This window comes from Neobacillus novalis NBRC 102450, from assembly GCF_001591805.1.
Lineage (GTDB): Bacteria > Bacillota > Bacilli > Bacillales > Cytobacillaceae > Neobacillus > Neobacillus novalis.
On the sequence record NZ_BCVP01000015.1, the window covers coordinates 164,046 to 189,280 of the forward strand.

General features: G+C 39.6%; 26 protein-coding genes and 1 riboswitch. Of the genes, 15 read left to right on the forward strand and 11 right to left on the reverse strand.

Translation table 11 applies throughout. The annotated features are described in order from the left end of the window. Positions 1-151 precede the first annotated feature (151 nt). Entirely contained in the window at positions 152-910 is a 759-nt protein-coding gene (locus BANVL01_RS12950; RefSeq protein ID WP_066091368.1) for a TraR/DksA C4-type zinc finger protein, read from the forward strand. Positions 911-957: 47 nt separating this feature from the next. On the opposite strand, the gene BANVL01_RS26770 is transcribed toward BANVL01_RS12950, so the two are convergent. Then, positions 958-1,131 (reverse strand): YozQ family protein, encoded by a 174-nt coding sequence (locus BANVL01_RS26770; RefSeq protein ID WP_082804973.1) that lies wholly within the window; start codon positions 1,129-1,131, stop codon positions 958-960. Positions 1,132-1,218: 87 nt separating this feature from the next. On the opposite strand from BANVL01_RS26770, the gene BANVL01_RS27255 reads away from it, so the two are divergent. From BANVL01_RS27255 to BANVL01_RS12970, 6 genes are all read left to right on the forward strand, one after another. Continuing rightward, positions 1,219-1,356, forward strand: coding sequence for a hypothetical protein (locus tag BANVL01_RS27255; RefSeq protein WP_156482276.1), 138 nt, complete (start codon positions 1,219-1,221; stop codon positions 1,354-1,356). Between the two features lie 118 nt (positions 1,357-1,474). Then, a complete protein-coding gene (locus BANVL01_RS12955) occupies positions 1,475-2,383 on the forward strand; it encodes a cation diffusion facilitator family transporter (protein WP_066091366.1) in 909 nt (302 codons plus the stop codon). Positions 2,384-2,595: 212 nt separating this feature from the next. After that, positions 2,596-3,534: a magnesium transporter CorA family protein gene (locus BANVL01_RS12960; protein ID WP_066091365.1), complete on the forward strand. Its 939-nt coding sequence runs from the start codon at positions 2,596-2,598 to the stop codon at positions 3,532-3,534. Between the two features lie 270 nt (positions 3,535-3,804). Beyond that, positions 3,805-5,040, forward strand: coding sequence for a helix-turn-helix domain-containing protein (locus BANVL01_RS12965; protein WP_066091363.1), 1,236 nt, complete (start codon positions 3,805-3,807; stop codon positions 5,038-5,040). Further along, positions 5,037-5,180, forward strand: a complete 144-nt coding sequence (locus BANVL01_RS27260) for a hypothetical protein (protein WP_156482277.1) — start codon at positions 5,037-5,039, stop codon at positions 5,178-5,180. Before BANVL01_RS12965 ends, BANVL01_RS27260 begins: the two co-directional genes overlap by 4 nt. A gap of 120 nt (positions 5,181-5,300) precedes the next feature. Beyond that, positions 5,301-5,696, forward strand: a complete 396-nt coding sequence (locus BANVL01_RS12970) for a cytosolic protein (protein WP_066091361.1) — start codon at positions 5,301-5,303, stop codon at positions 5,694-5,696. A 243-nt stretch (positions 5,697-5,939) separates the two neighbouring features. Here the strand turns inward: BANVL01_RS12970 and BANVL01_RS12975 are convergent, their stop codons facing one another. Then, complete coding sequence (locus BANVL01_RS12975; protein WP_066091358.1) at positions 5,940-6,914, reverse strand: nuclease-related domain-containing protein; 975 nt, start codon at positions 6,912-6,914, stop codon at positions 5,940-5,942. A 75-nt stretch (positions 6,915-6,989) separates the two neighbouring features. Between BANVL01_RS12975 and BANVL01_RS28595 the strand changes: the two genes are divergently transcribed. Beyond that, a complete protein-coding gene (locus BANVL01_RS28595; protein WP_268874937.1) occupies positions 6,990-7,112 on the forward strand; it encodes a hypothetical protein in 123 nt (40 codons plus the stop codon). A 64-nt stretch (positions 7,113-7,176) separates the two neighbouring features. Here the strand turns inward: BANVL01_RS28595 and BANVL01_RS12980 are convergent, their stop codons facing one another. From BANVL01_RS12980 to BANVL01_RS13000, 5 genes are all read right to left on the reverse strand, one after another. Then, on the reverse strand, positions 7,177-8,688 hold the full coding sequence (locus BANVL01_RS12980; RefSeq protein ID WP_066091356.1) for an MDR family MFS transporter: 1,512 nt from the start codon (positions 8,686-8,688) through the stop codon (positions 7,177-7,179). A 178-nt stretch (positions 8,689-8,866) separates the two neighbouring features. Continuing rightward, complete coding sequence (locus BANVL01_RS12985) at positions 8,867-9,430, reverse strand: NAD(P)/FAD-dependent oxidoreductase (protein ID WP_066091354.1); 564 nt, start codon at positions 9,428-9,430, stop codon at positions 8,867-8,869. Between the two features lie 36 nt (positions 9,431-9,466). Next, positions 9,467-9,736, reverse strand: a complete 270-nt coding sequence (gene brfA, locus BANVL01_RS12990; protein ID WP_066091352.1) for a ribosome rescue factor BrfA — start codon at positions 9,734-9,736, stop codon at positions 9,467-9,469. A gap of 66 nt (positions 9,737-9,802) precedes the next feature. Beyond that, positions 9,803-11,017, reverse strand: a complete 1,215-nt coding sequence (locus tag BANVL01_RS12995) for an MFS transporter (RefSeq protein WP_066091350.1) — start codon at positions 11,015-11,017, stop codon at positions 9,803-9,805. Between the two features lie 15 nt (positions 11,018-11,032). Next, positions 11,033-11,446 carry a MarR family winged helix-turn-helix transcriptional regulator gene (locus tag BANVL01_RS13000; protein WP_066091348.1) on the reverse strand — a complete coding sequence of 138 codons (414 nt, stop codon included), beginning with the start codon at positions 11,444-11,446 and terminating at the stop codon, positions 11,033-11,035. Between the two features lie 103 nt (positions 11,447-11,549). Here BANVL01_RS13000 and BANVL01_RS27265 point away from each other — a divergent pair, with 103 nt between their 5' ends. Then, on the forward strand, positions 11,550-11,687 hold the full coding sequence (locus BANVL01_RS27265) for a hypothetical protein (RefSeq protein WP_156482278.1): 138 nt from the start codon (positions 11,550-11,552) through the stop codon (positions 11,685-11,687). 43 nt (positions 11,688-11,730) lie between these two features. Here the strand turns inward: BANVL01_RS27265 and metH are convergent, their stop codons facing one another. From metH to BANVL01_RS13020, 4 genes are read right to left on the reverse strand one after another with little or no spacing between them, the layout of a single operon-like run. After that, entirely contained in the window at positions 11,731-15,180 is a 3,450-nt protein-coding gene (gene metH / locus BANVL01_RS13005; protein WP_066091346.1) for a methionine synthase, read from the reverse strand. Next, positions 15,161-17,020, reverse strand: a complete 1,860-nt coding sequence (locus tag BANVL01_RS13010; RefSeq protein ID WP_066091344.1) for a bifunctional homocysteine S-methyltransferase/methylenetetrahydrofolate reductase — start codon at positions 17,018-17,020, stop codon at positions 15,161-15,163. The genes metH and BANVL01_RS13010 overlap by 20 nt, the downstream gene beginning before the upstream one ends. Continuing rightward, a complete protein-coding gene (gene metC / locus BANVL01_RS13015; protein ID WP_066091343.1) occupies positions 17,017-18,210 on the reverse strand; it encodes a cystathionine beta-lyase in 1,194 nt (397 codons plus the stop codon). Before metC ends, BANVL01_RS13010 begins: the two co-directional genes overlap by 4 nt. Beyond that, positions 18,210-19,322: a methionine biosynthesis PLP-dependent protein gene (locus tag BANVL01_RS13020; RefSeq protein ID WP_066091341.1), complete on the reverse strand. Its 1,113-nt coding sequence runs from the start codon at positions 19,320-19,322 to the stop codon at positions 18,210-18,212. Before BANVL01_RS13020 ends, metC begins: the two co-directional genes overlap by 1 nt. A gap of 113 nt (positions 19,323-19,435) precedes the next feature. Further along, positions 19,436-19,553: riboswitch (SAM riboswitch) on the reverse strand. A 466-nt stretch (positions 19,554-20,019) separates the two neighbouring features. Between BANVL01_RS13020 and BANVL01_RS13025 the strand changes: the two genes are divergently transcribed. The 6 genes from BANVL01_RS13025 (at position 20,020) to BANVL01_RS13045 (ending at position 25,225) form a co-directional block, all read left to right on the forward strand. Continuing rightward, on the forward strand, positions 20,020-21,960 hold the full coding sequence (locus BANVL01_RS13025; RefSeq protein ID WP_066091338.1) for a lasso peptide isopeptide bond-forming cyclase: 1,941 nt from the start codon (positions 20,020-20,022) through the stop codon (positions 21,958-21,960). A 14-nt stretch (positions 21,961-21,974) separates the two neighbouring features. Next, positions 21,975-22,106 carry a paeninodin family lasso peptide gene (locus BANVL01_RS27270; RefSeq protein WP_156482279.1) on the forward strand — a complete coding sequence of 44 codons (132 nt, stop codon included), beginning with the start codon at positions 21,975-21,977 and terminating at the stop codon, positions 22,104-22,106. A gap of 186 nt (positions 22,107-22,292) precedes the next feature. Next, a complete protein-coding gene (locus BANVL01_RS13030; protein WP_066091336.1) occupies positions 22,293-23,222 on the forward strand; it encodes a phosphoenolpyruvate carboxykinase (ATP) in 930 nt (309 codons plus the stop codon). 3 nt (positions 23,223-23,225) lie between these two features. Next, entirely contained in the window at positions 23,226-23,525 is a 300-nt protein-coding gene (locus tag BANVL01_RS13035) for a lasso peptide biosynthesis PqqD family chaperone (RefSeq protein ID WP_066091333.1), read from the forward strand. Positions 23,526-23,563: 38 nt separating this feature from the next. After that, a complete protein-coding gene (locus BANVL01_RS13040) occupies positions 23,564-24,019 on the forward strand; it encodes a lasso peptide biosynthesis B2 protein (protein WP_066091331.1) in 456 nt (151 codons plus the stop codon). 18 nt (positions 24,020-24,037) lie between these two features. Continuing rightward, positions 24,038-25,225 (forward strand): nucleotidyltransferase domain-containing protein, encoded by a 1,188-nt coding sequence (locus BANVL01_RS13045; RefSeq protein WP_066091329.1) that lies wholly within the window; start codon positions 24,038-24,040, stop codon positions 25,223-25,225. The last annotated feature ends 10 nt before the right edge of the window (positions 25,226-25,235 follow it).

Consider the following 25,235-nt stretch of genomic DNA (forward strand, 5'->3'; position numbering starts at 1 on the left):
ATTAAAAGATAGGTTTTTGGTGGAATTAAATTTTTGGTACATAATCAAAGGCGAAACAAATGAAAATAGAAAGGTACACTAAGAAAATGAAAAATAAAGGACGATATAGATTTTGGGACAAATGAACATTTTGATGAAAGGGGAGTAACACATGCTATCGACACAGCAGCTTGCTGAGTTACGGTTACAATTATTGCAGGAAAAGAGTGAAGTAGAAGAATATCTCAAACAAAACGATCACTTTGGATTAGAGCGAGGCCATGCGCATGAATCGGTGGGAGAGTTATCGAGCTATGATAACCACCCTGCAGATGAGGGAACCGAACTATATGAGCGTGAAAAAGATATTGCTTTAAATGAGCATTATCAAGCACAGCTGACAAATATCAAACGGGCCTTAGAGGCGATGGAAGAAGGCAGGTACGGTAAATGTGAGGTATGTGGAAAGGAGATTCCGGTAGAACGGCTGGAGGCGCTGCCGAATACCACCTTCTGTATGGAACATAGCCAGGACCAAGTCACTTCACACCAGCGTCCGGTTGAGGAAGAGGTGCTGGCACCGCCATTTGGTAAATTTGATATGGACGATAGAAAAGAAAATGTTAGCTTTGATGCTGAAGATTCCTGGCAAATTGTGGCTGCATGGGGCACATCTGATACCCCATCAGATTTAGCTTTTCCACAGGACGATTACAATGATATTTATTCTGAAGCTGATGAAAATATTGGCTACGTCGAGGACTATGAAAACTTTGTTGGTAATGACATGTATGGAAATGATATCAAGGTTTATCCCAATCCCCAGCATGAACATTATGAGGATGCCCTCGATGAAGAAGGAATTATGACTACTTTCGGCGATTTACCGGCCTATGAGCACGACCCGTATGTTGATGATGACAAACGATAATAAAAAGAGAAAACAGCTTTCGAGCGAGAGCTGTTTTCTCTAATTTACTACCCTTCAGAAGAATCATTGTCAGAACTAATATCGCCTTCCATGTACGAATCACTTACTTGTTCATGTGTGGTCGCTAGTCCAGAGGAAAGAGGATCATTTTTTTGATAATCGCTTGCTTGGTAGGTACGTCCGGCGATTTCGGTAGTTGCGTTCGAATTCTTTTTTTCCAAAATAAACACTCCTTTTTATTGGTGTTACATCGGTATTTTCTTCTTTTTTTTAAAATTTTACTCAAAAAAATAAAGGGGTTAAAGAAAATGAAACAAAAAGACAAATTTCCATCCCGCGAAGAATTAGATCAAGCCTTTCACTTCCTGCACGACCAAATTAACAAGATTTCCGTTGTCGAGGAAGTGGAAATGATTAAAAAAGACATAGACGGGTCTGAATTATAAAAACTGCTGGGTCAAGTTTGCCTGAGGCTAACTTATCTTGAAGCGGACAAAACTTTTTCTCTAGACCCATATAGGTCAGGTTTGTTATGATTTCTAGGTGGATTCTTAGGGGTGGATAATGATGGAAATGCGAGAAACGATAGCAAAAAAAGTAGCCTGGATAAGCGTAATTAGCAATCTTATTCTTACTTTAGGAAAAATAATCATTGGTAGGTATGGAAATAGTGACGCTGTGTTTGCAGACGGAATCCATTCGGCTGCAGATGTGTTTGCCTCTGTTATTGTATTGTTGGTGATAAAAATTTCTGATAAGCCAGCAGATAAAGAACATCCGTACGGCCATGGAAAGGCCGAGGTCATCGTTTCCGAAATTATCGGCATCTTGCTGCTGCTTGTGTCCATTTATGTAGCATATGAAGGGATCAGTGGTTTATTTCAAAAAGTGGAATCACCAAGCTTTTTGGCGATGTGGGTCGCGCTCTTTTCCTTTATTACCAAAATCATTTTATATCGAAGTTCATTACGAGTGGCTAAACAGAATCATAGCAAGGCGATTGAAGCGATTGCCTTTGATCATAAGGCAGATATCGTCGCATCGATTGCAGCCGCAATTGGAGTACTCATTTCGATTGTGGGAGAACGGCTCGATATCCATTTCCTGCTTTACGGGGATAAGGCTGCGAGTATTTTTGTCGCCTATTTAATTTTTAAAATTGCGAAAGAAATGTTAACAGAGGCATTTGATATCCTGCTCGAGCGTAATATAGACGGAGTGATCATTCAGGAATACATGGACATCATTTCCGAATTTCCTGAGGTAAAGCGAATTGATCGCATTCGCGCACGGGAACATGGCCATTATGTATTAGTGGATTTACGAATAGCCATCGACCACTTCAAAACAATCAAGCAGGGGCATGATTTGGCCAAATCAATTAAAAGGAAGCTTATGGAAAATAACGATAACATCAGGGAAGTATTAATTCATTTAAATCCCTATTTTCCTGAAGATCAACAAAATTCCTAAAAACATCTTTGAACTTTCAGGTATTACGGTTTATGATAGGGAAGGATATAAAAGTTAAAGGGAGTTGATATTTTTGAGTTATTCCGTTGACCCGGACCCCAAGAGGCGAGGGGAAGTCAATGTCTTTGAATGGATTGAATTGAATAGCAAGAATATCAACTCTAGAAAAGGTTATTGGCTTCCTCAAACAAAGTAAGTGAGGAGGTTTTCGTATGCTGGAAATATACAAAAGTACGGAAGAAAAGGTTTTAGAAAAAGTTGATGTGATTACAAAAGGCTGCTGGGTCAATATCTACGCTCCAACAGCAGAAGAAATTGCAAGGGTTTCAAATGATGCCCAGGTTGATATCGATATTATTAAAGATGCCCTCGATGATGAGGAACGTCCGAGAATTGAACGGGATGATGGCCGGGTCTATATCATCGTCGACTTCCCTTATATCATCCATGATGAAACAGGTTTTGCCGGTTATGAGACGATTCCAATTGGCATCATCCTAACTGATGAATGTATCATTACCGTTTCCTTAAAAGATTCACCGATATTAGAAGAATTCAGGAAAAATAGAGTGAAGGAGTTCTTTACCTTTAAAAAGACACGTTTTGCCCTGCAAATTCTTTTTGTCATTTCTTCTTATTATCTTCGTTACTTAAAACAAATTAACAAGAAAACCAATGAAATTGAACGAGTTGTTCACCAATCGTTAAAAAATAAAGAACTATTTGCCTTTCTAACTTTAGAAAAGAGCTTGGTTTATTTTACCACTTCATTAAAATCAAATAAGGTCGTCCTCGATAAAATTTTACGCTTCAGTTATTTAAAAATGTACGAAGAAGACAAGGACTTATTAGAAGACGTGATTATTGAAAAAACACAGGCAATTGAAATGGCGGAAACGTACCGCTCCATCTTGACGGGGATGATGAATGCCTTCGCATCGATCATTTCAAATAATCTAAACATTGTCATGAAATTTTTAACATCGATTACGATCATTTTGTCATTCCCAACGATGGTGTTCAGCCTTTTTGGAATGAATGTGGAATTACCTTTTCAAAATAATCCACACGGGTTTATTTTCACACTCATAATATGCGGCCTATTATCTACATTAGCAGCCATTATCTTTTGGAAAAAGAAATATTTCTAGATTACCAGCCTAAAAACCCGCCTCTTTTATAAAGGGGCGGTTTTCATATTATTGCAGCGGAAGTGCTTTATATATTTTTTTTAAAAAAAATCTAGCTAAATTTTAATAAACATAAAAATTTTCCCAAGTTTTTGATGCTATTAAATTGTAATCTTATCTACTATTACCGTTTAGATAAGTATTAAAATATGGAAAAATATTCTGAATAAATTGTAAATATTGAATCTATTATAGTAAAATGGTAAGAAAAGAAAGGGGCTGGGTGGCATTATGGAATTCGGTGCCCTGATTAAATTCTATCGAACGCAAAGAGGAATGACACAAACGGAGCTGGCAAAAGGAATATGCTCTGTTCCGCATTTAAGTAAGATTGAAAACAACTCAAAAGAAGCCAATGAGGCCACGGTTTCCCTTTTACTCAAGAGACTCGAAATTAGCCTGGAAGAGATGGAAGAAAAGGAAGAAACCATTCAACTGTTGTTAAAACAGCTCAGTGAACAGATTAATTATTACTTAAAAGACAAAGTAGACGAAGTTTATCAAGAGCTGCAGGATATGGAGCATATCATTCCATTTTCAAAATTTATTTATACGTACGAATTAACCAAATATAGGTATCTATTATTTAAGGGATTACGAGCGGAAGCAGAATTGCAAAGAGACTTATTATTCAAACAAAAGAAAAATTTTTCCCAACATGAAGAGTATTTATTTTTATACGCAAATGCTGTACTTTTAATAGTGAAGGGACAATACAAAGCCGCCGACGAAATACTTGATGCATTGTACAATGACCCAAGTAATGAAACGGCCAAGGCAGAATTTTTTTATTTTCGTGCCTTTGTAAAAAGTGCCCTTGAGCAATCAGGACATGCGATTCATTTTGGCAAGCTGGCATTGCAGATGTACATGAATGAGCACAACTTTTTTCGCATTCTTCACTCCCTTATCCTCTTAGGAATTAACTACACCTACGCCAATATTTATGAAGAAGCAGAAGAATGCTTCGGGCATTTGATCCGCAACGCAGATATCCTGAAACAAGAGAAGCTATTGCCGCAGATTTATCATAATATGGGTTACTTGAAAAATAAAAAGAAAAATACAAAGGAAGCCTTGCACTATTATGAAAAAAGCTTGGCACTAAATCCACAAAAGGATACGCATTATCTTGTAACACTGTATTCGATTGCAGAAATCAAATATGCTCTCCAGGATAAATCCAAAGCGAAAGAGTACTTTCAAATAGTCTTTTCTTTAGCTAAGGATCTTAATAATAAGAAATATCGCCTATTAGCTGAATTTTATTTATTACACATTGTTGCTGCTGAAAAGGCATTTAAATACCTTGAATCAAAAGTTATACCATATCTTGAAGCGACCAATGAGCACCATAACGATCTGAACCGTTTTTACAAAATGATTTCTGATTTCTATTCGCAGCAGGGAAGGTATCTGGAATCAGTAAATTATTTAAATAAAATACATGAGGAGGAAACGCAATGAAAAAAGCGGTAATTCTATTATTTTCACTTTCCTTACTAGTCTTTTTATCTTCGTCAAATGGTGCTGATAGTTCAAAAGCATCAGCTGATGTTGCACAAACTTCCACAATAGCAGACCATCCAATCCTTCCGCCAATTTGATCTAGTCCCCCTGATTTATCAGGGGGATTTTTTTTGCTTGAAAGAATGAAATCCACGTGAAAAAGGGTATCCTACCAATATGTGTTTAAAAATTTCGGACAAAGACTAAAGGAGGATACCATGAAATCATTTGTTGTTGGTTTTCATCAAGAAGATAATGTTGATAGCATGCAGATTCAAAAACTAAATCAAGAGGAATTTGAAAAGGCAACAGCAGGCGGTACAAGGCATTTATTTGAGCTTGACACAAACATTGGCTTTTTTGTTTTTTTCGATGCTGCAGATATTGATGGGGATCTCTCATATATGGTACTGCAATATGAAGAGGAAAATGAAGAACCTGTTGCCTGCTACTCGTTCCAGCTGAAGGACTTTTACGAATTCATGGCGCTTTTCTTAAATGATTTGGAATTTAATGAAGAAACGGACGAAGAGGAAGAAGAATACGGCCCAATTCATCATCTGGCGCATCTATTGTTCCATATTGTTGAGGAGGGGAAGGATCTTGAGGTCTAGATAGTGGGGAAATTTTGCGAAAAACTGCTCGATTTTCGGAAAAATGATTAAGATTTTAAAAAAAGATAAAGGACGCAGATTGATGCGTCCTTTTTGTGATTAATTACGAGCTTTTTACTGTTTATTACCATTTTTGACGTATTTGCGCCCGTCTTTTTCGGGTTACTCGCGAATTTGAGGGAATTACTCGCGAATTTTGGCAATTTACTCGCGAATTTCAGCTATTTACTCGCGAATTAAGATTTAAGAAGGAACTTTCTTCGGAAAGTAGCACCGGTCTTTATATTTTCCTATGTAATCCAAATTTGCAGACAGCAATAATCTTCTTGCGATATGGATAGAACTTAAATGAGCAAATTCCCGAAACTGCTGATTGGTTATTGTCGTACCAAATAGCAGAAAGTAATCCTTCAATGCGTCCAAATGCGCATCTTTTGAAAAAGTATCGCATGAAGGACAGTACCAATTTTGATTTTTTCGAATAAGGGAATGATTAGAGTTTGTAGGACAGTGAACACCCGTTAAAAGGTCCGGTCTCTGAATACCGTATTTTTTCAAAATATAACTTGTCGGCACGGTATTCATTTTCACTAGGAGGCGGCAAAGCTTACGGAGGTCTTTGACAGTAAGAAGCGGATTCGAATATTGTTTTTCCAAAAGCTCCATTTTGTTTAAGAAGACATCTGCCTTACATACTCGCGGTTTCACTTTGTGGGCTTTGTTCCCAGTTACGACATAGGAAGCATACCCATTACTAATAACCACTAGATATTCAACAGGAACTGAAGGGAAATGATGTTTTGCAAGAAGTTTCTTTATGTATTTCTGATGTCTTTCTCCCTGTGCAATAGGATAAGGGTATCCTTTTTCTTTCCCATTATGAATTTGAATCAGTTGTTCATTTTCAGTATCAAAAATTAACTTACCAGCAAAATGTTTTACATCAATCGCTAGGGCGAATTCTGAAGACAGGAGAAGTGTATCTATTTGGCAGTTATAGTCTCCATCAGGAAGGTTTAAATCATGGAGGATCATGTATTTCTCGTTGGGCAGTTCTCGATAATAGTAATCAAGCGATTTCTCCCCCTGGTATCCAGCTTGCCGCCTACCATGCTCTTCTAAAATCTGCTGATATTTTTGATGACTTAGTGGAAGTCGCCGAAGTAAGGCTTCCAAAATAAGCAATAATAACGGTTTTGTCCTTTCTTTAATAACCAAATTAATCTCTCCTTTCATTGTACAAGTAACTTCTCTTGAAAAATCTAAAAATCCTGCTGAATTTTGGTGATTTTTGTGACAAATATAATAACTTATTTTCCAATCGGCGAATTTCAGTATTCAATCGGCGAATATGCGGTTCCAATCAGCGAATTTATGCAGTCTATCGGCGAATATTTGTATTCTATCAGCGAATGAAAATTACCGATTAAATTCACTCCCCAAAATAAAAACAAGCACCTCATTCAAGGTGCTTGTTTCATCAGTTCTTTCCAGGTTGCTTATTCACTTCTACCCGGGATTTCCCCATGAAGAAAATCGTCACTGCTGCAAGTGCAATCGGAATCAATGCTACCATGAATGTATGGGTAATTGAATCCGACATCGCATGAACAATTTTAGATAAAATAAAGTCAGGAATCTCTGCACGCTTACTGGGTTGAAAAATTTCACGCGGATCGCCCATTTTAAAATTACCTGCACCCTGCATACCGGCAAATGCTGCTTTCAATTTATCCTGTAATATATTACCCTGAATCGTACCAAATATCGTTATGCCAAGTGTCATCCCAAACGAACGCAGGAATGAGTTGGTAGAGTTTGCGGTGCCGCGATATTGCGGCTCCAAATTATGAATCGATGCAGTCGGCAATAACGAAAAGGAAAAACCAACTCCGAATCCGACTAGAATCATATAAATCGTCAATAGATAGCGGGCAGTATCAACCGTCATACTGCCAAGGAAAAACATCCCCAGCACGTAGGAAACAATCGAAATCAACATCAGGTTTCGGTATGAAGTTTTCGTTAAGAAGATCCCGCCAACAGAACTTCCTGCAACAGAGCCCAGCATCATCGGTGTCAAAATTAAGCCGGCATTTTTGGCGGTGCCGCCGTATACTCCTTGAACGAAAATCGGAATAAACACGGTTAAAATAATAAATGTACCACCATAAAGAAAAGCTAGAATTTGCGAGGTCGCAAACAGCCTTCTCTTAAAAAGCCAAAGCGGTAAAATAGGTTCTTCCGCCTTTAATTCAGCAATGAAAAAGGCTACGAAAAAGACAAGAAAGCTTGAAAATAGGCTGACAATTTGAATCGATTTCCAAGCATATTCTTTACCGCCCAGCTCGAGGGCAAACATTAAACTAACAACAGAAATAACAAGTGTAATGGCCCCAATCCAGTCAATTTTTTGCTTGGAGTGGCTAAGAGACTCATGATAAAAACGACTGATTAAAATAAGTGAAATAATTCCAATCGGAACATTTACATAGAAAATCCAATGCCAGCTAATATAATCCGTAATGTAGGCCCCTAATAGTGGTCCTAATACACTGGATGCCCCGAATACAGCTCCCAGCAGGCCGGTCATCTTTCCGCGCTTTTCCGGCGGAAAAATGTCAAACACAATCGTAAAGGCGATTGGCATAAGTGCACCGCCGCCAATCCCCTGAATTGCCCGGTAAATACTTAACTGAATAATACTTTGGGCAATGCCACATAAAGCGGAGCCAACGAGGAAAACGATTAATCCAAAGATAAAAAAGCGTTTTCGGCCGTACATATCTGAGAGCTTCCCGAAAATCGGCATCCCCGCCATAACGGCCACCATATAGGCTGAAGTTACCCAGATAAACTTGTCAAAGCCGCCAAGGTCGGAAACGATGGTACCCATCGCTGTTGCGACTATCGTATTATCCATGGCCGACATTAAAATCGCCAAGAGGATACCGGCAACAACGGGCTTAAGATTACTGTCTTTTTTAATCATAAATTGTCTCCTTAGTAGATTATGTAATAATAGTACTGGAAAAATAAGTCCAATATTCCTCACTTATATTTTCAAAAAATGGTAATAAAGATAATGCAATTTTAAAAGGAAGGAGGAACCTTGTCAACGAAAAAAAAAAGAGACCCTTTTTTGAGTCTCCTTCAATGTTATTCAAGTATTATTTTTTCAAAATATCGTGGTCAACATATCGTTCGCCGTTTAGCTCGCTAATTAGGTTAATGGCAACCTTTGCACCGTCACCGGCTGTAATAATCGTGTGCATGCTAACACCGGCGATGGTTCCGGCAGCCCAGATGCCCTCAATATTTGTTTTTCCAGCCGCATCGACATCAAGAATCGTTTTAACTCTTGGTTCTGTCCCTGGCTTAGTGGTTAGGCCGATTTTTTCAGCAAGATCAGCCATCATTCCCGTTGCGATAATGACATGACTGGCCTCAAATTCTGATTGATCGGTTTCTACTTTAAAACCATTGTCAGATTTAGTTACGTTTGTAACTGTCGCAACAACTATTTCTGCACCAAATTTACGTGCTTGTTGTTTACCCGTTTCTACAAGGTCTTGGCCGCTGATTTCTGCGATACCATAATGATTTTCAATCCATGCTCTCTTGGTAACGCTCTTGTCATTATCAATGACCAATGTTTTCTTCCCAGCTTTTGCTGTAAATAAAGCAGCACTTGCACCAGTAGGACCAGCTCCAATGATTGCTACATCATACATCTCCAAAACCTCCGTATTAATTAATTTTTAACAATATTATCCTATCTCAACGAAAGTAGAATGTAAAATAAACTGCTTATTTTGAGATTTTGGGAAAGCAAAATTGCTTTGAAATAAAAAAGAACCATCATTTCCGTCCGCGGATTGATGGTTCTTGTGTTTAAACTGGTATAGATGATCCTTTTTTGTCTTCGTTGTTCGTTCTCGCATGTCTGTAAAAACAAACGGACTCCTTTTTACTACCGGATTCATTTGTCCTTCACGGGTCAGTTTTTCACGTAATTTCTTTGCTCTGGATTTCGCCATTATTAACACTCCTCCTAATTAGTTCAAACCATTATATAACAATTGAAGGAGGATTGTAAAAATATTTTATATTTCTTGCACTCTAGATGATTGTTGTGTTTCCAGTTTTGCTGATGCATTTTTCTTTTTCGTATGAAGGAAGTAAAAAAGAACCACTCCAATCAGGACATAGAAGGAGCAATAGAAGTATAAAGAGCTATAGTCCATTTTTGCAGCAATCAAGCCGACTAAAAACGAGCCCAAAGCAATTCCAATGTCATAGATGGATAAAAAGGTCGCTGTCGCAAGCCCTCGTTTTCGAGGTGCAGCATCTTGAATCGCGATCGTTTGGAAAGTCGGAAACAGCGTTCCCCAGCCCAATCCAATCAATCCAGCAGACAGAAGAAATGTGACAACAGAGCCGCTTTGGCTTAAAATAAACATCCCAAATGCAAAAAGCACTAGGCATGGATAGGAAATCACGTTTGGCCCAAACTGATCGAGCCATTTGCCGGTAAATGGTCTTGAAAGTAACAGAACGATCGCATAGACGACAAAGAATAGACTTGAAACACTTGCCAAGTGAATTTCATTTGCATAGATCGATACAAAGGAAAGAAGGGCAGAATAGACGATAGCTAGGAAGCTGCCCACTACTGCAATCGGAACGGCAGAAGCTTCGAAAAGGTTACGGAATGAGAAGGATGAAAGGACTTCGATTTGATTAGGCTGCTCAGTTTTTGTAAGTTTCACACTTAAGCCGGTAATCAAGGAAGCAATCGCGACAATGACACTTAGAATAAAAAGAATTTTCGCGCCCCACTGTTGAATAGCCAACAATCCGACAAATGGACCCATGACCATCGCCATATTCGTCGACATGACAAAGTAGCCCATTCCTTCGCCCCTTCGTGCTGCGGGAATGAGATCGGCGACGATAGTACCTACCGCAGTTGTCGCCATACCAAACCCAATACCGTGTAATAGACGAACCACGAGAAAACCGGTAATAGTTTTTGGGAAAAAGTAAAAAAGTGAAGCGGCCGCGAAAATAATAAGCGCCGTTAACAGGACCTTTTTATTCCCGGCCCGTTCCATCCATTGTCCAGCAAGTGGACGTGAGACGATGGCAGATAATAAAAATACCGTAGTCATGAGACCTGCTTGTGAAGCACTGCTATGTAATTCATCCAACGCATAGGATGGAAGTGTGACAAGCAGGATATAAAAAGTCAAAAATAGAAAAAAGTTACTTAAAGAAACACTGATAAAATCCTTTGTCCAAAGTTTAGGTTTATTCATTAGATGCACTCCTTTTTATAGAAGCTGGTGTAACCAGCTTTTTTGTAATTTGGAAAGCTCCTCCTGTGATGCTGATGGGAAATGTTTAAGTAATCCTTGGTTGACTTTATTCACAGCATTTTCCCATTCCGGATAAAGCTTTAAAGCTTCTTGAGTTAATTGAACATGTTTCTCGCGTTTATCTATGCCTGGAACTTGTTTTACATATCCTTGTTTGACAAGCCGCTGGATGGTACGGGTCATTGGCGGTGCTTCGACAAATAGGTAATCACAAAGTTCCTTTTGGGTAAGTGAGCCCCTTTTATTTAGAACAAAGATTACGGCCCACTGGGCATTAAATAATCCAAATGGTTTCAAAGCTTCATTAAGTTTATTGGTAAGCTGTCGTGAAAGCTGATGAAGCGTATGGAATAATTCGTGGCTATACATTAGGGATTGATTTCACTCCAATAATACAAATTAATTACCTAGGTAACTATATTCCTTTTTATATTAATTGTCAAGGAATGTTCACAATATGGAGTGTAATTGGATGGTTTTTGCGGGAAGAACCAGTTTAGTGGAATCATTACGAAGTTTGGCGGAATTAATTGAAAAGTTGGCGGAATCGAGCAGTGTTTTGGCGCAAAATCCCATCCAAGTTGGCGGAATCCCCGAAATAAAACAATAATTCCGCGGATGCCAGCCTAACTCCGCGGAATTAATTCAAAATCTTATCTCAACACATTAAAATACCTTGCCTCAGGATGGGCAAACACCATTGCCGAAACCGACGCTTCCGGTTCCATCATACAACCGTCAGTTAACTGCACACCGATATCTTCTGGCCGAAGCAATTTGAACAATTTCTTTTGATCTTCTAAATCCGGACAAGCCGGATAGCCAAATGAAAATCGCTGGCCTTGATAATGAGCGGCAAACCGATCCTGCATCGTAAAATCAAGCGGATCCGGGAATCCCCAGCGGTCGCGCATCTGTCGGTGAATTAACTCCGCGAAGCCTTCTGCAGTCTCCAAAGCCAGAGATTGAAGAGCATGACATTCAAGGAAACGTCCGTCTGCCTTCAATTGGTCGGCTTTTTCGCGAATTCCTCTCCCGGCTGTCACGTTGAAAAAGCCAACATAATCGATAACGCCGCTGTCAACTGATTTTACAAAATCAGCTAAACAAAGATGCGGTGCGGATCCCTGACGCGGGAAATCAAATGTTTCAATAATATTGACCAGATTTTCCGGGTCATAAATAATTACCTTGTTCCCATCCGATTGTGCTGGGAAAAATCGATAAACAGCCGCAGGAGTAATCCAGTTGTTCGAACTGGCATCTGCAAGTAATTGATCAACCACATTTTTTACCTTTAAAGCCTTTTCGTCCTTCTCAGCAATCAATTTTGCAATTTTTCCCTTCACGCCAAGATGGTGCCCGAGCAGCATTTGCATATTGATATACGGTTCAATATGGGACAGAGAATAGGATTTTAGAATATGTCTTTTCGTATCCATTGGCGTAAAGACCGGTACTTCGGTTGAAACGGAAGGCTTTACTTTCACAGCGACAGACGATTCAGACCGGCTTGGTAATTCAATCGGAACGGTTATTGCGGCCAGCTTTTCTTGTTTTTCATCAAGCAGCTTTTGATGTTCCTCAGGTGACCCCAGCTGATTGGCAAGCGACAGTCCAGTCATCGCATCCTTCGCATAAAGAACAAGCCCTTCGTATTCTTTGGCAATTTTCGTATCCGTAAATTTCCGGGAAAGGGCAGCGCCGCCGACTAAAATCGGCAATGAGATTCCTGCTTCCTTCATATCCTGAGCGGTTAACACCATCTGCTGCGCCGATTTCACCAGCAGACCAGATAGCCCAACAAAATCCGGTTTTTCCTCACGAATTGCTTGAACCAGCTCGGTAGGAGTAACCTTAATTCCTAAATCATGAACATCGTAGCCATTATTGCTAAGAATAATGTCAACTAAGTTTTTCCCGATATCATGAACATCGCCTTTGACGGTTGCTAAAATGACTTTTCCCTTAGAAGCGGAGACATCGCCTTTCTCCATATGCGGCTCTAAATGAGAAACTGCCGCTTTCATTACCTCAGCACTTTGCAATACTTCAGCAACAATTAACTGGTTATCATTAAAAAGACGGCCAACCTCTTTCATTCCATCCATTAATGGTCCATTAATAATATCCAGCGGGGCGGGATAGGTTTCAAGGGCCAAATCTAAATCTGGCAGCAGGCCTTCTTTCGTACCTTCGACCACATAGTAGGCGAGGCGCTCTTCTAAGCTCATATTTGGTATGGTCACCTTCGATTCCTTCTTTTTGCCGCGATAAAATTCAGTAAAGGTCGCGAGCGTCTCATCTGTTGTATCAAAAAGCAGCGATTCAGCCAATTGAACTTCTTCCTTGGAAATCGAAGCAAACCGCTCCAGTTTTTCCGTATTAACAATCGCATAATCAAGTCCGGCAAGGGTGCAGTGGTACAGATACACGGAGTTGAGAATTTCTCTGCCAACAGGCGGAAGCCCAAAGGATACATTACTTACACCGAGAATCGTCTGTACGCCCGGAAGCTGCTCTTTGATTAACCTGATACCTTCAACCGTTGCTTTAGCAGAGCCGATATATTGGGCATCACCCGTGCCAACTGGAAAAACAAGCGGGTCAAAAATTAAATCCTGTGGTTTAAGGCCGTATTTATTCACTAACAGGTCATGGGAACGTTTAGCAATTGCCAGTTTCCGCTCGGCCGTAACGCCCATTCCATCTTCATCGATGGTCCCAACGACGACAGCAGCACCATAGCGGTGAATTAAAGGTACAACTGCTTCAAACCGCTCTTCCCCGTCCTCAAGGTTTATCGAATTAATAATCGCCTTTCCTTGCGAATATTTAAGAGCCCGTTCAATGACTTTTTCATCTGTTGAATCAATCACCAAGGGTACTTTAATTTTCTTAACCACTTCTTTAATGAAGTTTTCCATATCAACGATTTCCTCACGGTCCGGATCTGCGAGGCAAAGGTCAATCACATGTGCCCCGCCTTTTACCTGTGCCCGGGCAATTTCCGCTGCTTCTTCAAATTTACCTTCCGTGATTAACCGTTTAAATTTACGCGAACCAATCACATTCGTCCGTTCCCCAACCAAAATTGGACGGAGTGTCGGGTCATCATAAACGAATGGTTCAATGCCCGAAACCATATGAACATTGGATTGCAGCACTTCCCTCGGCTGATAATTCTTCATCGCCTCAGCAATCGCCCGAATATGGTCAGGTGTTGTCCCGCAGCAGCCGCCAACAATATTCAGCCAGCCATGAGCGGCAAAGTCAGACAGCTTTTTCGCCAGTGTTTCTGGTGTTTCATGATAGTGGCCCTCTTCATCTGGCAATCCGGCATTCGGATAACAGCTGACTGCAACAGAGGCAAGACCTGCAAGTGACCGGACATGATCCTGCATAAATTCAGGACCAGTTGCGCAGTTCAACCCAACAGCAACCGGATTCATATGCTCAACCGAAATATAAAATGATTCAATCGTTTGTCCCGCAAGTGTCGTCCCCATTGGCTCGATGGTTCCAGAAATAAACAGCGGCAATGTTTTGCCTGTTTTTCCAAAAGCCCTTTGTATCCCGACAAAGCCTGCTTTCACATTTAGCATGTCTTGGCTCGTTTCCAGCAGGAGCAAATCAACCCCGCCGTCAATTAAGCCGATTGCCTGTTCCTCGTAAGAAGCCGCAAGGACATCAAAGGTTGTACCACCGGTCACACTTAATGTTTTCGTCGTCGGGCCCATCGAGCCGGCCACATACCGGGGCCACTCATCGGTAGAAGCCTTTACTGCTTCCCTGACAGCAATCATTGCGGCAATTTTATTAAGCTCATATGCTTTAAATCCCAGCTCATAGTCATCAAGGACAATGCTCGTTGCTCCGAACGTATTCGTTTCAATAATATCAGCACCAGCCTCCAAGTATTCGCGGTGAATACCTGCAATAACAGAAGGAGCGGTTAAATTCAAATTTTCGTTACAGCCTTCATACAGCTCACCGCCAAAATCTTCAGCAGAAAGATTGGCTTGTTGAATCATCGTTCCCATTGCCCCGTCCATGACGAGGATGCGTTTTTTTAGCTGCTCATTAAATGGTGTTTTCGGCATAGATGCTCCCCCTCAATTCTGCTGCACGCTGCCGGGCATAGACAGCCAGCTCAGCAGTCAGTTCATAGCGTAAAAATGGTGTAATTAAATAAATCCCGTTAAATAAATCTAGTGCCGCATCAATTAATGATTTGGTAATATCAATTCCTACCCGGACTGCTTGCAGCGGGTTATCATTTAGCAGAGCCATCCGCTCCCGAATCGAATCGGCAATTTTAATTCCAGGCACTTCATTATGAAGGAACTCAGCATTCTTACTATTTAAAAGCGGCATTAAGCCAATATAGATAGGTGCCTCAAGATGCTTTGTATGTTCATAGACTTCCATTAACTTTTCTTCAGAAAAAATGGGCTGAGAGATAAAGTAATCAGCCCCGAAATGAACCTTTTTCTCTAGTCGCTTCACTGCTTTCTCTAATGAGCGGACATTCGGGTTAAAGGCGGCGGCAATGCTAAAATCAGTCTTTTGCCCGAGATCTTTTCCGGAAAAAGACAACCCTTCATTCAGCTGCTTAATCATTTGAATCAGCTCAAACGAGGAAACATCGTAAACAGATGATGCACCTGGAAAATCGCCAACCCGAGCAGGATCACCGGTAATCGCTAGAACATCATTCAGCCCAAGTGTGTGCAGCCCCATTAAATGCGATTGCAGTCCAATGATATTACGGTCGCGGCAGGCAATATGGATCAGCGGCCGCATCCCTAATTCCTGTTTTACTAAATATCCCAATGATTCATTTGAAATCCTCACAGTCGCAAGCGAATTATCCGCAAGTGTTATCGAATCAATTCCTGCTTCTTTTAAAGCTTTTGCCCCTTCGAAAAACTTCGTCGTATCCAGCTTCCTTGGTGGATCTAGTTCTACAATCACCGATGGCCGCTCTTTGACAATTTCCTGAAGGGGAGCGAACTCCCTTTTTACAGCAGAAGGTTCGACGACAATCTTCTTTGGTTTTAATTTTACTACCTTTTCAGTAACCGGAACATTATTCTTTAATTCTGAAGCAAACGCCCTGATGTGCTCAGGCGTTGTGCCGCAGCAGCCTCCGAGAAGACGGACGCCTTGAGTCCTAAAACTTTGTGCAGATTGGCGGAAATAATCGGCATCTCCTTCATAATGAAACTTCCCGTCCGTGTAAGCTGGCAGACTCGCATTAGGATAGGCGGAGAGAAAGGCATGCTTCGGAAGTTCAATCTGCTCAAGTGCCAGCAGCATATGGTGCGGTCCAAGCCGGCAATTGAGTCCAATGACATCGGCTCCTAGACCTTCAAGTCGCGTTAATGCCTCGTTAACCGGCGTTTGATTTTGCAAAATTCCAGGCTCTTGAAGTGAGACCTGAGCAATTATCGGCAGCTTCGTTTCCTTCCGGGCAATCGTAAGAATCGTTTCAAGCTCTTCAAGGTCGTAAAAGGTTTCCAGTAACAACCCATCGACCCCTTCGAGCAAAAGACAATATAATTGTTCACGGAAGCTGCGCTTTAATTCCTCGAGGGAAACAGAATCAGGTTTAACACCGCGATTCCCGCCAATCGTTCCAAGTACATAGGCATTATTTTGGGCCGCCTTTTTTGCGTTACGGACCGCGGCACTGTTCATTTCCTTTACATAGTCCTCGAGACCATAGCGCTGAAGCTTTAAATAATTGGCCGCATACGTATTGGTTTGAATAACGTCTGCACCGGCATCAATATACGCCTTATGGATATTTTGGATTTGCCTGGGCTGAGAAAGATTCAGTTCTTCGAAGCAACAGTCCGTACCGTACGAATAAAGAAGAGTCCCCATCGCACCGTCGCCAATTAAAATCTGATTTTGTAATTTTTCTAAAAAGCTCATTGTAATTCTCCTTGCTGTAAAACCAATTGTTTTTCACAAACAAATTCAAGTGCCTGGGAAAAATCCTTAATAAGATCATCAGCATTTTCGAGCCCAACCGATAAACGAATTAGACTGTTTTTTATTCCGCGCTTTTCTCGTTCTGCTTGTGGCATTGCTGCATGCGACATTTTAGCTGGATACGATAAAATCGACTCCACCGCGCCAAGGCTGACAGCAAAGACCGGTATATTTACGTTAGCAAGAAAGGTTCGAAGTGCATCTTCGTCAGCCAATTCAAAGGATAGGACAGCTCCCGGACCACCAGCTTGATCTTTTTGAATTTGATATTGTGGATGGCTGACAAGGCCGGGATAATAAACTTTTTCTACAAGCGGATGAGCATCTAAAAATTCTGCTAGTTTCAAAGCTGATTTTTGCGATTGTTCCAAGCGAACGTGAAGTGTCTTTATCCCTCTTAAAACAAGCCAGGCATCTTGAACTCCAAGGATGGCCCCGAACCCATTTTGCAAGAAGCCTAATCGTTTAGCCAACTCTTCGTCCTTCACGACGGCAAGTCCTGCTACCACGTCACTATGCCCTGATAGAAATTTAGTCGCACTATGGAGGACTACATCAACTCCTAAAGCCAACGGTTTTTGCAGGGCAGGGGTGAGGAAGGTATTATCGAGATACGTGATCGCATCGATTTCCTTCGCTAACTCACAAATGGCTCTAATGTCCGTGACTTTCATTAATGGGTTAGAGGGTGTCTCCATGTAAATGGCTTTTGTATTTGGTTGAATCGCCTGCTTTACTTCAGCTAAATCTGTCATATCGACAAATGTATGGTCAATTCCTAAGCGGGGTAGCACTTGTGTAACCAACCGGAACGTTCCGCCATAAACATCTTCGGTAATGACAATATGGTCTCCTGCGGAAAGCAGGAGGAATGCCGTGGAAATCGCAGCCATACCTGAAGAAAAAGCAAATCCTTTTAACCCGTCCTCGAGTTCCGCAATCACGTCTTCAAGTGCTTCCCTTGTCGGATTTAAACTGCGGCCATAATCGTACTTGCCAAACTGATCGAAATCAGATTGGTGGAAGGTAGATGCATGTTGGATTGGTACACTTACAGCCCCTGTAGTTGGATCGACTTTATGCTGATTATGAAGGAGTTTTGTTTGAAAGCTATATTCAACGCGAGCCATTAGGCAATCACTCCTTCTGTAATTTTAGCTAAAGCTTGCTCTAAATCTTGGATTAAATCGCCGGCATCTTCAATTCCAACTGAAAAACGTAATAAACAATTGTCTACACCTTGCTGCAGGCGAATTTCTTCAGGAATGTCGGCATGGGTTTGCGTTGCCGGATAGGTAATTAAACTCTCCGTGCCGCCAAGGCTTTCTGCAAAGGTAATCAAAACTATATTTTGAAGGAATGGATTAACCCACGCTTCTTCCTGTAATCGGAAGGACACCATTCCTCCCTTACCAGGGTAGAGAACATCTGCAACACTTTCATGGTTCGAAAGGTATTCAACAATTGCTTTTGCATTTTTCTCATGGCGTTCCATCCGAAGCGCTAACGTTTTCATTCCGCGCATTAACACCCAAGCATCAAACGGACTTAGCACACCGCCGGCACCGTTATGATGAAGGGCTAATCCTTCACAAATGTCTTTTCCCTTGGCAACGATAAGGCCCGCCAGCACATCATTATGGCCTCCTAAATACTTAGTCGCGCTATGAATGACAATATCGGCTCCTAGCAGGATTGGCTGCTGCAATAATGGAGTATAAAATGTGTTGTCAACAATCAGTAACGCACCGTGTCTCTTAGCAATTTCTGAGATTGCGGCAATATCTGCTTGCTGCATAAGGGGATTTGTCGGAGTCTCCAGAAAGATGGCTTTTGTTGAAGGAGTAATACAACGTTCGACCTCTTCCGGACAACACGTATTTACATATTGCGTTTTTAAGCCCCATTTCTTAAATCCTTGTTCTAACAAGCGATAGGTGCCGCCATATAAATCTTCGCTCACTAACCATTCATCACCAGATTGGAACAATGAAAGCACCGTGAAAATGGCCGCCATACCAGAACTGCAGGCAAATCCTTGGTCACCGTGTTCTAAATCAGCAATTGCCTTTTCAAGAATTTGTCTTGTGGGGTTTCCGGTACGAATATAGTCAAAGCCGGTCGATTGCCCAATTCCTGCGTGCCGGTAAGCCGTTGAAAAATAAATTGGCGGATTCACTGTTCCAGTCACTGTTTCACTGCGATTTCCAATTTGAGCTAGTTTTGTTTCAATTTTGTACATGATGCACTCTCCTTTAATGATGAGAATGGCCAACTGCGAGAGCTTCCGCTTTTCCAATAAAAAAAGCCTTCTATAAGAAGAAGGCTTTTGTAAATACTACAAAAAAGTCATTCTTCTTATCTCGCAAATTAGCAAACTAATTTGCAGGACTTAGCACCTTTTCAATGGATGAAACCATTGATGGTTGCTGAGGCGTCGCAGGGCCATTCCCTCAACCTCTCTTGATAAGAAATCAATTATTTAGATTATTTATAAAATTTACTACAGATTGGAGGGGGTGTCAACTGGTTTTTAGGTTTTTTTATCCAATGATGGAGGTAAATAACGGAATTTAAAATACTACTTGTTACCTAGAAAATTGTTGACACTGGTTGAAATAGGTGTTATTTTTAGTATACAATTCGTTCTTAATAAAGAATTGGATTGAAAACCCAATTTTAAAAAAGGTTCCACTTTCTTCCCAAAGGGATTGGAAAAGAGGCTGTATAGGAACAAGGAAATTTAAATAGCATTGAGATAGTGATTATTTGTGAAAGAAGAATCCCTATCCTTAAACATGCTCTGGGTGTTCTATTTATAGAACTACACAAATAGAGAAAAATTATAGGTACTCCTATCATTTATTCCTAGTTTATGAATATAAATTTAATAATGACCTTTTACATACAGATAAATTAAAGCTTGCCAGGAGGAAAAGATGAGCGCTATTGCCGGTATTTATCACATAAACAATGAACCTATTAACCTAGAACATGGTAAGCGGATGATGAAGGATTTGGAGAAGTATCCTGCCGATGATGTTCAAACTTGGCATAGTGAGAAAGTCCTTCTTGGCTGCCATGCACAGTGGATTACTCCAGAATCTAAAGGAGAAAAGCTGCCTTATTATGATCATGAAAGGCAGCTAGCCATTACCGCCGATGCCATAATCGATAACCGTGAGGAATTATTTGAAAAATTACAGGTTAAAAAGTCCCGTCAAAAAACTATGTCCGACAGTGAATTGATATTACTTTCCTATTATAAATGGGGGGAAGATGCTCCTAAGTATTTAGTAGGGGATTTTGCTTTCATGATATGGGATGAAAGAAAACAGAAACTTTTTGGTGCTAGGGATTTTTCAGGGGCACGTACCCTTTATTTTTATCGTTATAAACAGCGATTTGTATTTTGTACGGTAATCCATCCATTACTATCATTATCTGATGTTGAGAAGGAACTTAATGAACAGTGGCTCGCGGAATACTTAGTGTTAGAAGGAACAATTGATGCGGTAAATACTTCAATTACACCCTATAAAAAAATTGAACAACTACCTCCATCTCATAGCATATCGGTCGTTGGAGATAAAATCACGTTTACAAGATATTGTGAATTAACACCTGGAAAACAATTAAAACTGAAATCAGATGAAGAATATGTTGAAGCCTTTCAGGAAGTTTTTCAAAAGGCAGTAACCTCGAGATTACGTACCCATCTCAATGTCGGTGCCCAGCTGAGTGGGGGCTTGGATTCTGGTGCGGTTGTGAGCTTTGCTGCAAAAGCTTTGAAGGAAAATAATAAAAGCCTACATACCTTTAGTTACATCCCCCCAAAAGACTTTGTGGATTTTACACCCAAACAATTATTGGCTGATGAAAGGCCATTTATTAAATCAACTGTACAACACGTTGGGGGAATAAATGATTACTACTTGGATTTCGATGGAAGGAATTCATATTCTGAAATCGACAATTTACTAGAAGTTTTGGAGATGCCATACAAGTTTTTTGAGAACTCCTTTTGGTTAAAGGGGATGTTTGAGAAAGCCAATGAGGAAGAAGTGGGGGTATTATTAAACGGCGATCGAGGGAATTTCAGTATCTCTTGGGGATACGCCATGGATTACTATTCAATCCTTTTAAAGAGGCTGAAGTGGTTCCGACTTTATCAAGAATTAGATCAATATAGTAAAAAGGTAGGTGGGCCAAGATTACGCAGGTTGCCGGATATTGCTAGATTGGGATTTCCGGTTATTGATAAGATCCTTCAGCAAGGTACAACTTATAAGCTTCCTACAATAATTAACCCAGAATTTGCAAAGAACATTGATATTTATAACAAACTAAAAGAATATGGCATAGAAAAATCTGGGTGGTTTCCTACATCAACAATATATATGGAAAGAAAAAGGCATTTTGAAAATTTGTTTATCTGGAATGCAGGAAATACATTTGCTGCGAAACTATCGTTACGTTTCTCATTATCAAAACGTGATCCAACAAATGATATACGCGTTGTCCGTTTTTGCTTATCTCTTCCAGAAAATCAATACGTCCAAAATGGAATGGATCGCGCACTTATCAGAAGGTCCACAGAAAAGTTTTTACCCGACAATGTTAGGTTAAACCAAAGAATTCGGGGGGTCCAAGGAGCTGATTGGGTTCATAGAATGACTCCGTATTGGAATGCATTTAGAGATGAGCTAAATAAACTAATTGCAGATAAAAATGCATTAAAATTTTTAGATGGTCAAGTCCTAAAGAGAGCTTTAGTAAAGGTTGATGAAGGACCAAGGTCGGAATATGCCACTGATCCAGAATATAAAATATTAATGCGCAGTTTAATTGTATATCGATTTATAAATAATTTTGCTTGAAAGGGGGTGAGTAAATGAAAAAAGAATGGAAGAAACCTGAATTACAAGTACTCGATGTTAGAATGACAATGCTTGGAAGTGCTGGAGAATTTACTGATGCAACTTTTCCCGAAAACACACCTAAAGGCAAGTTAACTTTCTGTTAACAATATAAAGAAAAGGTAAGGACAAAGTTAATTAGTGATTTTGTTCAACCATTTAATCTGCCAGGGTGCCCTACATAAGGAACCTTGTAGATTCAGTTTTTTTATAGAAATACACATGTTAAAAGCCCTTATTGGTAAAGAGGTAAGGGCTTTTAACATAACCATTGAAATTTTGGAGTGAATAGAATGATAGAAACTGAAAAAAAAGTGGTTTATAAGGCCTTTGGTTTTTCTGTCATAAGTGAAATTCCATTACCTGAATTACTCCATGTTGAGAATATAGGAGATTCAATCGATATTGAAGTGAAAATAGAAGATTTAACAAAAAAATGGTTTGAATTATCGGATGAGCAAAATGCATTTGTTATTAAAGAAAATTTAGTTATGTTTCAAGTGCCTAATATTGCAACGTTTTCTATCGAAGAAGGAAAAAAAATAGCTGTTTCTCTCCTGAGGGAAAATGATGAAGATGTGATAAGACTTTATATTCTTGGTACCTGTATGGGTGCAATTTTAATGCAAAGGAAAATATTACCTTTACATGGAAGTGCCGTTGCTATTGATGGAAAAGCATATGCGTTTGTGGGGAATTCTGGAGCTGGGAAGTCTACAACGGCATCCGCACTCTTAAATCACGGATATCAACTACTAAGTGATGATGTTATAGCGATATCGCTTTCACTTGATGGGTCCATTCCATTTGTAACTCCATCATATCCACAGCAAAAGCTTTGGCAAGATAGTCTAACTATTCTAGGAATGGAATCTAATGATTATCGGCCAATATATGGCAGGGAAGATAAGTATTGTATACCTGTGTCATCCAAATTTTTATCTGCACAAATTCCGCTTGCGGGAGTGTTTGAACTAAAAAAGACAGAGAATAAAGAGTTTAAAATTTGTCCAATCAATAGCTTAGAACGATTTTATACACTTTACCGCAATACTTATCAAAATTGTTTTATTCAAAATTTAGGGTTAATGGATTGGCACTTTAATACAACAGCAAAAATAATCGATAAGATAGATATTTACCAAATACACCGTCCTGTTTCTGGAGCAAGTTCCACTCAAATAGTTTCTCAAATATTAAAAACAATTAGCAAAGGGGAATAGGCAATGATTAAAAGTGGAAATATCTCATTAGGTCATTCCGTAAAACAAATCAAAGGAAATATTGTTAGTAATATGGGTGGAGAAAAAGTAATGCTAAGTGTTAAAAACGGGAAGTACTATAATTTAGGTGAAATTGGCGGGGAAATTTGGGATTTAATTGAGGAAGAGATTTCAGTTAATCAATTGGTGGCAAAATTAATGTCAAATTTTGTTGTTACTAAGACCGAATGTGAGAAAGAAGTTATTACCTTTTTAGAGCTTTTATTGGATGAGAGTTTAATCGAAATTAAGGATAGCTTATAATTAAGCAACCTAAATTTAAAATAAGTAGGGAGCATCTAATGAAAGTGTTGAGAATGATAAAGATTTTTTGGTTATTAGATATGAATATTAAACTACTTTTAGTAGAAGCATTTATTCTTCTTGGCTGGGCACGTCTTCTAAAAAGTATGTCTTTTTCAAAAGTTGCTCCTTCTTTAGGTGAGCACATGAATGAAACAACCTTAAATTTAGATGAATCCAAAAAACAGCTTCTTAAGAATGTTTCTGAAGCAGTTAATATAATGAGTCGTTATACATTTTGGGAAAGTATGTGTCTTGTTAAGGCTATTGCTGCGATGAAAATGTTGGAAAGACGCCAGGTGGAAAGTACTATATACTTAGGGACTGCAAAAGATGAGACTGGAAAATTGATTGCTCACGCATGGCTGCGCAGTGGCCCGTTTTATATAACTGGTGGAGAAGTTATGGATCAATTTGTTATTGTTAGCAAATTTGCCAAAAAAATACGTTGTTAAAAATTAAAGGAGACGGCCATGGATAACAATTTCAGTCTCAATGTTTCTCAAATCCCTATAGAATTAAAGCTGATTATGGAAATCTTAAAAATGGAAGATGTTGAACATAATCAAGTGGATATAAAGGAATGGCTTAAAGATATAAATTGGGAGTTATTTCTTGAATTAACCATGCATCATCGGGCCTATCCATTATTAAATAAAAAATTAAAAAAGATGGATGAAAATTTGATTCCCCCATATGTCATTCAGACAATTAGCCAAAAATATATGATGAATACATATCAAATGCTTCATTTTAGCGCTGAAATGGAACAAGTATGTAAATTATTTGATAACGAAAAAATACGGCTCCTTTTCTTAAAAGGTCCAGTACTGGGGGAAGATCTCTATGGCGATGTTTCCCTTCGAACATCTGGAGATTTAGATTTTCTTATTTCAATAAATGACTTAGAAAAGGCAGAAACACTCCTTTCAAATCAAGGATATGTGAAAGATGACTATATCCAAACAGTATTGAATGACTGGAAATGGAGACATCATCATGTAACTTACTTCCATTCGCAAAAGAAAATTAAACTTGAAATACATTGGAGATTAAATCCGGGACCAGGGAAGGAACCAAGCTTTAATGACTTGTGGGAGCGGAAAAGAATTTGCTCATTAACAAGTTATCCTGTCTATTATTTGGGGAGAGAGGATTTATTTTTATTTCTTGTTTCTCACGGTGCACGGCATGGTTGGTCTCGCCTCCGTTGGTTATTAGATATAAATCAACTCGCAAGACAAGAGATTAATTGGGGATCACTCTTAAAATTAATGAAAAAGTACCAGTATTTTCATGTTGGGGGCCAGGCGCTTTTTCTAGCTTCACAATTATTAAGCACTCCTGTGACAAAAGAAATGAAAATATTCATCGAAGGTAATCGTCCAAAAAGATTAGCTCAGGCGGCCATCTTTTATCTAGAAAAAATGGTAAATCTTCATAATGATCCTGTGCCCAACGAAATAGCTAGATACCACAAAAGTCATTTATTTTTCTTGATGTCAAGGAAGCAAAGGTTTTTCTTCATTATGAGTTTCTTGTATCCATATCCTGAAGACGCTCAAACATTACCTTTACCAAATCACCTGCACTTTTTATATTTTCTGTTACGCCCCTTATTATGGGCTTGGAGGAAGACCAAGTACCATGCTCTTTCATAGGAGGAAATGA